Source organism: Selenomonas ruminantium subsp. ruminantium ATCC 12561 (genome assembly GCF_000424065.1).
Taxonomy (GTDB): Bacteria; Bacillota; Negativicutes; order Selenomonadales; family Selenomonadaceae; genus Selenomonas_A; species Selenomonas_A ruminantium.
On sequence record NZ_AUJE01000002.1, the window covers coordinates 40,807 to 53,600 of the forward strand.

The following is a 12,794-nucleotide window of genomic DNA, read 5'->3' on the forward strand; positions in this document are numbered from 1 at the left end:
ATTGTTTGCTTTTATTTTACCGCAAAATCCTCTGTTTGGCAAAATATGTCTAAATAGGTTATACTTATAGAAAAGGTAAAGTGGAGGGGGCGCGAAGATGAATGTGCGAGAACGGATTGAGGAACAGGAATATCAGATTCTTTCGCCTTTGGCGGCTAAAAGCCGGGAGGCCAGCAGAAAACACCCCATGGAGGAGTGTGATTTTCGTACGAAATTCCAACGGGATAGAGACAGGATACTCCATTCCAAAGCCTTTCGCCGCCTAAAACATAAAACGCAGGTATACATTGTAGCAGGTGATCACTATCGTACCCGCATGACGCATAGTCTGGAGGTATCCCAGATTTCCCGTACCATTGCGCGGGGGCTGCGCCTGAATGAGGATTTGGCTGAGGCGATTGCCTTAGGTCATGACGTAGGACATACTCCTTTTGGCCATGCGGGAGAATCGGTCATGGATAAGCTGATTGGTCATTTTACACATAACGAGCAAAGCTTGCGTGTGGTCGAATTTTTGGAGCGGGGCGGGCAGGGGCTGAACCTGACCTTTGCGGTAAAAGACGGGATTGTCAACCACACGGGCAAGAATCTGCCGCACACTTTGGAAGGCCGTATTGTACGCATCGCAGACCGGATTGCCTATCTTTGCCATGATTATGATGACAGCCTGCGGGCGGGCCTTATTAAGGACGGCGATTTACCTGCTGAGGTCTATGCCCGCCTGGGCACGGATACCTCCCGCATGATTACCAGTATGGTGTCCGATATGATTATGACCTCGCAAGGGACTGGTGATATCCTGCAATCGGCCGCAATCAAAAACGCGATGGATATTTTCCGCGAATTCATGTTTACGCATATCTATCATTCCGATAAATTATCGAGAGAACGGGAACAGGCCGCCTTTGTTCTGCAAGCGCTTTATCACTATTTCTTGGACAATTTTGCCCAGCTGCCGCAGGAATTTATCCGCCGGGAAGAACGCTGGGGAAGGCAGAAAATCGTCACCGATTATGTGGCAGGACTTACCGACAGCTATGCGGTAGCACTTTTTGAAGAAATATTTATTCCTCCGGTACGGCAGGGATTGCAAAAAAATAAAAAAGGATATTGACAAAACGGGTAGAATACTATAATGTAAAAAGAACTGTATGCAAAAAATGTTATAGTATACGCAGATTTTTTTGGAAAAAAGAAGGATATTGTAAAAGATTAGCGAATTGTATACAAGTGTCTTTTTGATTCACAGTTGTTAAGCTACAGATAAGGGGATTTTTATGCACAGAGAGGATATGGACGAGTTTGTGGAACAAGTTACGGCTCAGTCGGACCTCCTGCAAATTGTGCAGAGCTATGTTCCTTTGAAACGCAAAGGAAATCGGTATTGGGGCTGTTGCCCCTTCCATGGCGAAAAGACCCCTTCTTTTTCTGTGGTTCCCGACAAGGGGTTTTTCTATTGCTTTGGCTGCCACGCCGGGGGAAATGTATTTAAGTTTTTATCCTTAATCGAAAACATTTCCTATTTCGAAGCGATTAAGCTGCAGGCAGAAAAGCTGGGGATTCCCATGCCACAACGGCAGAAGACCCCAAAGGAAATCGCCCGGGACAAGGAAATTGCGGATTTACGCAAGGTTAACGAGATGGCAAGGGACTTCTTTCATAACTGCCTGACCATGACAAGGTTAGGCGAGCCGGGGAAGGCGTATTTTGCGTCCCGTGCCATTTCGGCGGAAACAATTGAAGAATTCAAGCTTGGTTTTGCTCCCCATGCCTGGGATAAGCTCAGTACTGCTTTTTTGAAGCGGGGAGTGAAACAGGAATTCTTGCTCTCAGGAGGTTTGGCTGCTGAGCGGCAAAACGGTGACGGGATATATGACCGTTTCCGCAACCGTATCATGATTCCCATCGCGGATGAACGCGGCCGGGTGGTTGGCTTTGGCGGGCGGGTATTGGATGATAGTACGCCCAAGTATCTGAATACGCCGGAAACTGTGCTCTTTAACAAGCGCCGGATTCTCTTCGGGCTGGACAGGGCAGGCCGTGCCATCAAGCAGGCAGGTTATGCCATTGTGGTGGAAGGCTATATGGATGCCATATCCGTATTCAGCGCCGGAGTCAGGAATGTGGTCGCTTCTTTGGGCACAGCGTTTACCGCAGAGCATTGCAAGCTTTTATTGCGGTATGCTTCTGCGATATACTTTTGCTATGACAGCGATGATGCAGGGCAAAAGGCCACAATCAGGGCGCTTTCCATTGTGCAGGGCACAGGGGCGACTGTGCGGGTCATAGTGGTCCCGGATGGCAAAGATCCGGACGAGTATATCCGCAAGCATGGTGCTGAAGCTTTTGCGCAGCTGGTCAAAAAAGCATTGCCCTTGGTGGAGTATCGCCTGCAGTATGTGTTGAAGCATTTTGATCACGATAGCCTGGAAGGCAAGGTAAAGGCATTGCATGCCATGCTGCCGGTATTGACGGGAATTCGTGAACCGGCTGTTTTAGGCGAATACATCAAGCGGCTCGCACAGGCGCTCCTGTTGGACGAAGGCATAGTACGGGACGAACTTCGGCGGTTTGGGCATCAGCCCCTGCCTGAAGACAACGGCCCGGTGCAGCGTGAACCGATAAGGCAGGCTGTCCGGCGCACGGATACTGCCCTGCAGAGAGCGGGACGTATCGTTATCCGTCTGGCTGCCCAGGATGCGGGTATTTTGCAGCATTTTACAGCTATGGTACCGCTGGAGGGAGTGAACGATGCTGTTCAACGAGAAATTTTGACAGTCTTGCAGGAGTTCATGGCCCAAGGGAAGAATTCTAATGATACTGAGTTGGCGGGCAGACTTAGCGAAGCGGCTATGGCGGAGTTTTCCAGAGCCATGGTGGAAGATTTGGGCGTGCTAAGTGAAACCGAAGCTTATAGCAATGCAGTGCGTGTCTTGCGCAAGGCATATTTGAATATGCGTTATGTGGAGCATTCTCAGCGGGCGGCAGAGCTTGCCCGTCAGGGAGACACAGCGTATGTGGCTGAACTCAATCAGGCGCAGAAAATCAAAAGCGAAATGGAAGAGTTGCAGTTTGAGTGAATTTGTATGGAGTATTAAGGTCGTGGAAAGGGGTATGCTGAATGGCTGAAGCGAAGAAGAAGAATGTCGCGCAGGCTGAGGCTGGCAATAAGAACCACAGTTCGGCGATTGTGGAGAATCTGTTGTCCAAAGGAACAAAAAACGGTGGTACATTGACGTATGGAGAGCTGGTAGAGGCCCTTCAGCAGGAAGACCTGACCCCTGACGAAATTGACCGTATGTATGATACCTTCAGCCAGCAGGGGATTGAAATCGTAGATGATTCCTCGACTACGGACGTAGGGGACGATGATATTGAGCTTGATGATAAAGATGCCGAAGAAGTCGAAATTGACCTTTCGGTACCCGAAGGCATCAGCATTGATGACCCTGTCCGCATGTATCTGAAGGAAATCGGCCGTGTGCCCTTGCTTACGGCTGATGAGGAAGTGGCTTTGGCCAAGAGGATGCAGGAAGGCGATGAAATCGCCCAAAAGCGTCTGGCTGAAGCCAACCTTCGTCTGGTGGTCAGCATTGCCAAGCGTTATGTGGGCCGCGGGATGTTGTTCCTCGATTTGATTCAGGAAGGCAATTTGGGTCTTATCAAGGCGGTAGAAAAATTCGATTACACCAAGGGTTATAAGTTCAGTACCTATGCGACCTGGTGGATTCGTCAGGCCATCACCCGCGCCATTGCGGACCAGGCACGTACCATCCGCATTCCGGTACATATGGTGGAAACCATCAACAAGCTGATTCGCGTGTCCCGTCAGCTCCTGCAGCAGCTGGGCCGTGAACCGTCGCCGGAAGAAATCGCCAAGGAAATGGAAATCAGCGTAGAACGCGTCCGGGAAATTATGAAGATTGCCCAGGAGCCAGTATCGCTGGAAACGCCAATCGGCGAAGAAGAAGATTCCCATTTGGGCGACTTTATCGAAGACCAGGATGCACCGGCACCGGCGGACGCCGCCTCCTTCATGCTGCTCAAGGAACAGTTGGAAGAGGTTCTCGATACGCTGACGCCGCGTGAGGAAAAAGTCCTGCGCCTGCGCTTCGGCCTTGATGATGGCCGGGCACGCACGCTGGAAGAAGTTGGCCAGAACTTTGGCGTTACCCGTGAGCGTATCCGCCAGATTGAGGCCAAGGCACTGCGGAAACTTCGTCACCCCAGCCGCAGCCGCAAGCTCAAGGACTTCCTGGACTAAGACCATGAATACCCAGGGTGTAACATTTGCGTTGCACCCTTTTCTTATTGCATAAAATAAAGGAGGAATCCTTATGCATTTAGATGATCGATTACAGGCACTAGCCGACTTCGTGCCGCAAGGCGCGCGGGCGGCCGATATTGGCACCGACCACGGCTATCTGGCCGTAGCCCTTATTCAGCAGGAAAAGGCCGATTTTGTCGTGGCCGGGGATAAAAATCGCGGCCCTTATGAAGCCGCTAAACGCACCGTCCATGAATACGCCATCAGCGAAGAGCAGATTTCTGTGCGCTTAGGCGATGGACTCGAAGTCGTAAAGCCCGGCGAAGTAGACACGGTCTGCATTGCCGGCATGGGCGGCATCTTGATGAATACGATTTTGGAAGCCAGCCCGGAAGTGACGGAAGCATTGAAAACGCTAGTGCTTCAGCCGATGAATGGTGCGCCGGAACTGCGGGAATGGCTCTATGACCATGAATGGCATATCGTGGACGAAAATCTCGTCATTGATGATGGACGCATTTACGAAATCATCAAAGCCGAGAAGGGCAGCCGCAAGAAACCATCAGGCCTTGATTTGCTGGTTGGCCCCAAACTTTGGAAAAAGAAACCGCCACTTTTAAGACACCATATCGAAGCCCTGCTCTTCCAGCAGCGCCGCATCTTAAATGGCATGGAAAAAAGCGACCGGGCCAAGGGCGATAAGCGTTTTGCCCAGGTGAAGCGGCGGGTCAAGGCATTGGAGGAACGGCTGAAATGGTAAAATGTCAGGTGGTCATGGACGCCTTGGAGCGCATTGCACCCAAGCGTTTGGCTGAGGATTGGGACAATCCGGGATTGCTCGTTGGTGCCTTTAATCAGGATATCCGCAAGATACTCGTCTGTCTTGATGTCAGCGATGCTGTAGTGGAGCAGGCCGTAAAAACAGGCGCCAATATGATTGTGGCCCATCATCCGTTGATTTTTAAGGGCATCAAAAAAATCCGCACGGACTTGCCTTTAGGTGCAAGGCTGCAGAACCTTTTAAAGCACGATATTGCTGTTGCGGCAGCCCATACGAATCTCGATATCGCTGTGGGCGGCGTCAATGATGTGCTGGCCGAAGCCATTGGCCTTGGTAAGCTGTCCACCTTTGTCATCACTTCGCAGGAAGAAGATGGCACGGTGGAGAGCCTGGGGCGCATCGGCAGTCTGCCTGCGCCAATGGATGTGACGGATTTTGCCCGGCAGATTCGGGAGGCCCTGCCCACGGAACATGTGCGTCTGGTCAATGCCGGCCCGCGTCCTGTGCGCAAGGTGGCCCTCTGCAGCGGCAGTGGTGCTGAATTTATCCAAAAGGCCGCCTTTATGGGCGCCGATGCCTATGTCACAGGCGATGTGAAATACCATGAGGCGCAGACCGCTGTGGAAATGGGCATGCACGTTATCGATGCCGGCCATTTTGCCACGGAGTTTCCGGTGGTGGAAGTCCTGCGCGAGCGACTGGCGGCAGAACTTGCCGAATACGATATGGAGGTTATCGCCGACCAGGAGTCCGGTGATTTCTTCACCATTGTTTAATGGTCTGGCAAAAAATAAAGAAAGTTTTAGGAATGAATATGACAAGTAATGTGCTGAAAAAGCAAGCCGCCCGTTATACACAGATTACCTTGGGGGCGCTGATTGTTTGTTTAGGATTTAATCTCTTTATTATCCCCGCTCACCTGCTGACTGGTGGTCTTAGCGGTGTGGCGTTGATTATCTACTATCTGACCGGACTGCCTGTTGGTATGCAGAATATCGTCTACAACCTGCCGATTCTCTATCTGGCCTACCGCGTTTTTGGCCGTCTCTATGCCTGGGATACCATTGTGGGAACGGTTGTGCTGTCGCTGATTTTGGATGCGACCCACTTTATGGTAAGCTGGAACATCACGCAGGACGGCATGCTCAATGCCATCTTTGGCGGCGTGATGGCGGGCATCGGCTTTGGTATCATCTTTCGCGCCAACGCCAACACCGGCGGCCTTGATGTTGTGGGCGCCGTGGCCAAGAAATTCTATTCTTTGGACATAGGAACCTGCATCTTTGTGATGAATTTTGTCATCGTCATGGCATCGGCATGGATGTTCAACATCGATGAAGCCCTCTATACGCTCGTATCCATCTATGTGACGGCGGAACTTACAAACCGCGTTGCAGCCGGCCTTAACCGCGAAAAATCCATCTTTATCGTATCCCCGGCAGCGCAGCAAATCTGTCAGGATATCATGGAGAATGTTCATCGCGGCGTAACCTATATCGAAGGCAAAGGCGGCTTTGCCCGGGAACACAAGGATATTCTCTTTATCGTGGTGCGCCTGACGCAGGTGAGCCGCGTAAAAGCCATTGTGGACCATTACGACAGCCAGGCCTTTATGATTGTCTCCGATACGTCCGAGGTGTCCGGCAAGGGCTTTACCCTCGAATGTGAATCCTATCAGGATGCCCGCGCCAAATGGCTGGAAGAACAGGAAAGACAAAGGGAGATTGCAAGCGGACAGTTCTAACCAAAGGTTGCGGTTTTTGTAAACTTGCGTTAGAACGAGAACAGAAAGTGTTTTCTGTCTCGTTGTAGCGCAATTATGTATTTTTGCCTATAGCAAAAATTGAACAACTGCGCTATAATACACTTATTGTGAAAAAATAGGAGGAGATTGCTTTGGATAAATACTCACCCCAGGAGATAGAAAAAAAATGGCAGGATCAGTGGGAAAAAGATGCTGCCTTCAAGACGGAAATGGACGAAAATCGCCCGAAATATTACGCGTTGGAGATGTTCCCTTACCCATCGGGCAACCTGCATATGGGCCATGTCCGTAACTACTCCATCGGTGATGTTATGGCCCGCTACAAGACCATGGAGGGCTTCAATGTGCTCCATCCCATGGGCTTTGACTCCTTTGGTATGCCGGCCGAAAACGCCGCTATCAAGAATAACGTAAAGCCTGCGGACTGGACGTTCTCCAATATCGAAAACATGAAACGCCAGCAGCGTTCCATGGGCCTGTCCTACGACTGGGACCGGGAAGCCATCACCTGCACTCCGGAATACTACAAGTGGACGCAGTGGCTCTTTGAACTCTTCTACAAGAAGGGCCTGGCTTATAAGAAAAAGGCATCCGTTAACTGGTGCGATACCTGCGGTACGGTGCTCGCTAACGAGCAGGTTATCGACGGCAAATGCTGGCGCTGTGACTCCGAAGTACAGAAAAAAGACCTCTCCCAGTGGTTCCTCAAAATCACGGATTATGCCGATGTGCTCCTGAAAGACCTCGACAAGCTCAAAGGCTGGCCCGAACGCGTAAAGACCATGCAGGACAACTGGATTGGCCGCAGCGAAGGTCTGGAATTCGAGATGCCTGTAGAGGGATTGGATGAAAAACTCTCCGTCTACACGACCCGTCCCGATACGGCTTATGGTATCACCTTTGTCGCCCTGGCTGCCGAAAATCCGCTGGTGGAAAAAATCTGCGAGAACAACCCGAAAGCCGCCGAAATCAAGGCCTTCTGCGATAAGGTTCGCAACCAGTCCGAAATGGAGCGTACCTCCAGCGAATCGGAAAAAGAAGGTATCTTCACGGGCGTTTACGCCATTAATCCGTTCAACGGCAATAAAGCACAGCTTTGGGTGACGAACTATGTACTGGCTGACTATGGTACGGGTGCCGTTATGGGCGTGCCCTCCGGCGACCAGCGCGACTGGATGTTTGCCAAGAAGTATGACCTGCCAATTATCCTGACCCTGCAGCCGAAGGACAAAGAACTCAAGCTTGAGGAAATGGACGCTGCCTATACGGATAAGGACGGCGTATTGGTCAACTCCGGCAAGTTCACGGGCATGGAAATCCACAAGGCCATGAGCGGCATCATCGACGAAGCCGAGGCACAGGGCTTTGGCAAGCGCAAGGTCAACTACCGCCTGCGTGACTGGCTGATTTCCCGTCAGCGTTATTGGGGCGCACCGATTCCGGTTATCCACTGCCCGCATTGCGGCGAAGTGCTCGTGCCGGAAGAAGATTTGCCGGTAAGACTGCCGGAAGATGTCTCCTTCGACAGCGGCGCTCTGTCTCCGCTTGCTACAAGTGAAGCCTTCGTCAACTGTAAGTGCCCGAAGTGCGGTGCCGATGCCAAGCGTGAAACGGATACCATGGATACCTTTATCTGCTCCTCCTGGTATTACCTGCGCTACACCGACCCGAAAAACGATCAGGCACCCTTTGCTAAGGATAAAGTCAACTACTGGGCACCTGTTGACCAGTACATCGGCGGTATCGAGCATGCGATTCTGCATCTCCTGTATTCCCGTTTCTTTACCAAGGTGCTCCATGATGCTGGCCTCGTAGGTTTTGACGAACCGTTCTCCAACCTGCTCACGCAGGGCATGGTCTTGAAAGACGGCTCCAAGATGAGTAAGTCCAAGGGCAACGTGGTTTCCCCGGAAGAAATCATTGCCAAGTACGGCGCCGATACGGCAAGACTCTTCATCCTGTTCGCCGCTCCGGTTGACCGTGACCTTGAGTGGAGCGATCAGGGCGTAGAAGGTGCGTTCCGCTTCCTGGGCCGCGTATGGCGTATCCTCGACCACTTCGAAGATATGGTTAAGGCAGGTAAGGACAGCTATGATGTGTCCGCGCTGACCAAGGAAGAAAAAGACCTGCGCCGCGTGCTGCATGTAACCATCAAGAAGGTTACGGAAGATATCCGCGATCGCTTCATGTTCAACACGGCGATTTCCTCCATTATGGAACTTGTAAACGCCGCTTATGCCTTCCAGGACAAGGAACTCAATGCCGGTTTGGCAAGAGAGTTTGCCGCAGCGCTTATCAAGATGCTGGCTCCCTTTGCGCCCCACATTACGGAAGAATTGTGGAGCAACCTGTTCGGCGAAGGCAGTGTCCATCAGCAGCAGTGGCCGAAATACGAAGAAGAAGCCACGAAACTTGCGGAAATTGAAATCGTCCTGCAGATTAACGGCAAGGTAAGAGATAGAATCACCCTGCCGGCTGACATTGACAAAACGGCTATGGAAGCAGCCGTCAAGGAACTGCCCAGAGCAAAAGAGCTCACCGAGGGCAAGACCATTGTCAAGGTTATCTGCGTTCCGAAGAAACTGGTTAATATCGTTGTGAAATAAAGCGGAAAATCTGCACTAAAGTATTACAAAAGAAATCCCACGATAGAGGGCTGAACTCCTATCGTGGGATTTTTGCATATCAGATTGAGATTGCTAGGCAAGGTCCTAGCAGTCTTTTTTTGGTGGGAAAATTTTGCGTAGAAAAAGGGCGATCTCCTGTAAATCCGGTATTTATCGGTCAGCAGGGGATTGCCTTTTTAATTGTATACAACAAAAGAGTCTCAAAAAGTGTACTTTTTGAGACTCTTGAATTTACAAACTACATTATAGCAAAGGACTTTTACAAAGTCCAATTTTTTTCTAATTTTTTTATTATACAGGGGCTTTTTGAGACTCTTAGGCTCTAAAATGACATTTTTTGCAATGTTTTACTACAGTCTCAAAAAGTACACATTTTGAGACTTATGCTATTGCAAATGTGCATGTAAAAAATATTAGGGGGGATTACGAAATGTTCGAGGTCAAACAGACCGAGGAAATGCTCAATAAGACGTTCCGGCTGCCAGCCAGCTTGCTGGACGAGCTGGCAAGGATTGCCGAGCATGAAAAAGTGTCTGTGAACAATCTGGTACGGCAGTGCTGTGAGTACGCGCTAAATAATATGAAGACGGAGAAATAATACATGGAAAATAATGTACAGAAAGAAGAATCAATCGATTTAGGAAAATTAATGCAAATCCTATATAATCGCCGCAAGACAGTAGGTACTATCGTGGGCAGTTGTACAGCATTGGCACTTATCGTGTCGTTTGCCCTGCCCAAAACATATGAATCCACCACACTGGTGCAGACGCGCAACGGGGCAGGCGTTGCTGGTGTAGCCGTTATGGCCGCTATGCTGGGGGGAGGCTCTGGTGGATCCGAGCTTAACTATATCGAGTTAATGAAAACCCGCACTGTTTTGGATCCGATTATCGACCAGATGGAGTGGGATGATGAGAAAGATAAGCCACAGGCTAAGGATTTTGCCAAGAAATTCCTCAAAATTGAGAATACCAAGCAGACGAACCTGATTACCGTTACGGCCACAGGCAAGAGTCCGGAAGAAGCACAGATGATCAGTCAGAACGTTGTGGACAATTTTCTGGCAATGCAGACCGATAAAGCCAAGCAAACCCAGAGCACGTTAATCAAATTCCTAAATGAACGCATAGACGAAGCGAAACAAGAGGCCGAAGAGGCTCGTACGAAATTTGCAGAATACCAGCAGAAACATAAGGTCTACAGTCCGGATGACCAAGCAAAAGCCGCTGTAGCCAAAATGAATGCTTTTGACGATGCTCTAGGCAATATGGTAGTAAAGCAAAAATCCAATCAGGCAAAACTGGAAAGTGTATCGGCAAAACTCGGGGATATGCGCAGCAGCAGTCAGGCATTCCATATCAATGATAACGAAAATGTCATGGCATTGCGCAAACAGATTGTCGAGGCTCAGGTGGGTTTGGTCAGTTTGCGTGAGCGTTACACAGAAGAACACCCCAGCGTGATTTCTGCGCAGGAAAAAATTGCTGCTTTGCAGCAGAAGTTGTCTGAAGAAGTAAATGCTATCGTGGCTTCTAAATATACCAGCCTCAATCCGGCTCAGGCAGACTTAATTAAGGAGCAGGCCAATGCAGAAGCCAGTATAGCCATCGCGCAAGCCAGCGAAGCAGCCATTAAGGAACGCAGAGCAGAAAAGGAAAAAGAACTGGAAAATTTCCCGCAGGAAATGCTGGAATACCTCAGCCTTCAGCGAGAGGCTAGCATAAAAGAGGGCATCTATAGCAGCCTGGTTAAGCAATGCGAAGACAGCAAGATTAAGGAAGCCATGGAGTCCATGGATATTCAGGTTATTGACCCAGCAGATCTGCCGGATGAGGACAAACCGGCAAGCCCGAAAAAGCTGCTGATTACCGGCATTGGTTTTGTTATCGGCTGTTTAATCAGCTTTGGCTACGGACTAATCCAGTATAAAAAAGAAGAAGCATAAAGGAGCGTTGGATTTGCAAAATCGCAAATTTCCCCAATCACGGAAGTTAATACTCTTTCTGGGTGATATGGCATGGATTGCCATAGCCTACATTATTGCGACAAGCATAATTTTGGACAGAGATATTATTGTCAATAATATTTATTTGTATTCCGGCATGCTGCCGGTGACCATGGTTATCAGTAGTCTTTTACTGAATATTAACGGCTTGTATTCCATTGGAAGAAAACGTTTTGCAGAAATCATTCTTAGTACATTTGTAGCGAATCTGTGTACCCTTATTCTCGTGATGGCACTGAGTTTTTTCTTTTATGAATCTTCCTATTCAAGAGGGGTAATCGCGCTAAGTGCAGTGCTATCCACCAGCATGTTGATTTTATGGCGTTATTTTGGTTGGCAATTGGAGCAGAAATTGCATAGTAAGCGCACCGTCATGTTGATGGGAACTGCTGAAGAATGCGACCATGTATACAATCGGTTGCGCCTGCAGCCACAGCTGAAATTAAAGCTTAAATATATCTGTACAGAGATAGAGACAAGCGACTGGCGCAAAGCAGCAGAGGATATAGACGTCATTATTCTTTGTCCGGAAATGCGTCACCGTTATAAAGTGTCCGTTATCAATTACTGTCATCAAAATGGCAAAACTGCGCTATTGATTCCGAATACCTATGAAATTTTCTGTACTGGCGCAGAATTAGATAAGATTGATGATATTCCTGTATTACGTCCACAAAGCCTTTATCCCAGCCTAGAAGTGCGTTCATTGAAGCGTTTACTGGATATTGTATTGTCCGGAATTGGGTTTATCTGTGCCTTGCCCTTTATGGCCGTAACAGCTATAGCCATAAAGATATTTGACCCAGGACCAATTCTTTACAGTCAGATTCGTACAGGAAGAAATGGAAAAGAATTTCGTGTATATAAATTCCGCACGATGAGAGTGGATGCCGAAAAATATACTGGTCCCATGTTGGCGCAAGAAAATGATCCGCGAATTACCAGGTTAGGAAAATTCCTGCGTACAGTACGTTTGGACGAACTGCCGCAGATATGGAACGTAGTTATCGGCGATATGAGCCTTGTTGGTCCTAGACCGGAACGCCCGTTCTTCGTAGAGCAATTCACAAAAGAAATACCGGAATATGCCTACCGTCATAATGTTAAGCCCGGCATTACCGGCATGGCACAGGTCTATGGCAAATACAATACGACACCGTTTGACAAGTTGGTTTATGACTTGATGTATATCGAAAAGTGCGGGCTTTTGATGGATTTGACCATCATCATTCAAACGGTAAAGGTACTGTTCACCAAGAGTGCCACGGAAGGTGCGGGAATTGAACAGAAGCCGTTGAATATTGAAAAATACGATATTGGGAAAGATATTTATGGAGATTTTTAGG

At 49.1% G+C, this 12,794-nt stretch carries 10 protein-coding genes; all 10 read left to right on the forward strand.

Features of this window, described 5'->3' with window-relative positions; genetic code table 11:
* Positions 1-97 precede the first annotated feature (97 nt).
* The 10 genes from G598_RS0101010 to G598_RS0101060 all read left to right on the forward strand — a co-directional run bounded on the left by G598_RS0101010 (position 98) and on the right by G598_RS0101060 (position 12,793).
* The gene (locus tag G598_RS0101010; protein ID WP_026765363.1) at positions 98-1,114 is read left to right on the forward strand and encodes a deoxyguanosinetriphosphate triphosphohydrolase; all 1,017 of its coding nucleotides are present in this window, start codon (positions 98-100) and stop codon (positions 1,112-1,114) included.
* 163 nt (positions 1,115-1,277) lie between these two features.
* A complete protein-coding gene (dnaG, locus tag G598_RS0101015) occupies positions 1,278-3,080 on the forward strand; it encodes a DNA primase (protein ID WP_026765364.1) in 1,803 nt (600 codons plus the stop codon).
* Between the two features lie 41 nt (positions 3,081-3,121).
* On the forward strand, positions 3,122-4,264 hold the full coding sequence (gene rpoD, locus G598_RS0101020) for an RNA polymerase sigma factor RpoD (protein WP_026765365.1): 1,143 nt from the start codon (positions 3,122-3,124) through the stop codon (positions 4,262-4,264).
* A gap of 73 nt (positions 4,265-4,337) precedes the next feature.
* Positions 4,338-5,027 carry a tRNA (adenine(22)-N(1))-methyltransferase gene (locus tag G598_RS0101025; protein WP_026765366.1) on the forward strand — a complete coding sequence of 230 codons (690 nt, stop codon included), beginning with the start codon at positions 4,338-4,340 and terminating at the stop codon, positions 5,025-5,027.
* The gene (locus tag G598_RS0101030; protein WP_026765367.1) at positions 5,021-5,824 is read left to right on the forward strand and encodes a Nif3-like dinuclear metal center hexameric protein; all 804 of its coding nucleotides are present in this window, start codon (positions 5,021-5,023) and stop codon (positions 5,822-5,824) included. The genes G598_RS0101025 and G598_RS0101030 overlap by 7 nt, the downstream gene beginning before the upstream one ends.
* Before the next feature lie 32 nt (positions 5,825-5,856).
* The gene (locus G598_RS0101035) at positions 5,857-6,792 is read left to right on the forward strand and encodes a YitT family protein (protein ID WP_026765368.1); all 936 of its coding nucleotides are present in this window, start codon (positions 5,857-5,859) and stop codon (positions 6,790-6,792) included.
* Positions 6,793-6,944: 152 nt separating this feature from the next.
* Positions 6,945-9,419 (forward strand): leucine--tRNA ligase, encoded by a 2,475-nt coding sequence (gene leuS / locus G598_RS0101040; protein ID WP_026765369.1) that lies wholly within the window; start codon positions 6,945-6,947, stop codon positions 9,417-9,419.
* Between the two features lie 451 nt (positions 9,420-9,870).
* The gene (locus G598_RS19615; protein WP_071837927.1) at positions 9,871-10,038 is read left to right on the forward strand and encodes a hypothetical protein; all 168 of its coding nucleotides are present in this window, start codon (positions 9,871-9,873) and stop codon (positions 10,036-10,038) included.
* Between the two features lie 3 nt (positions 10,039-10,041).
* Positions 10,042-11,388: a GumC family protein gene (locus G598_RS0101055; protein ID WP_026765371.1), complete on the forward strand. Its 1,347-nt coding sequence runs from the start codon at positions 10,042-10,044 to the stop codon at positions 11,386-11,388.
* 13 nt (positions 11,389-11,401) lie between these two features.
* The gene (locus G598_RS0101060; protein ID WP_211221447.1) at positions 11,402-12,793 is read left to right on the forward strand and encodes a sugar transferase; all 1,392 of its coding nucleotides are present in this window, start codon (positions 11,402-11,404) and stop codon (positions 12,791-12,793) included.
* Position 12,794: the final 1 nt, after the last annotated feature.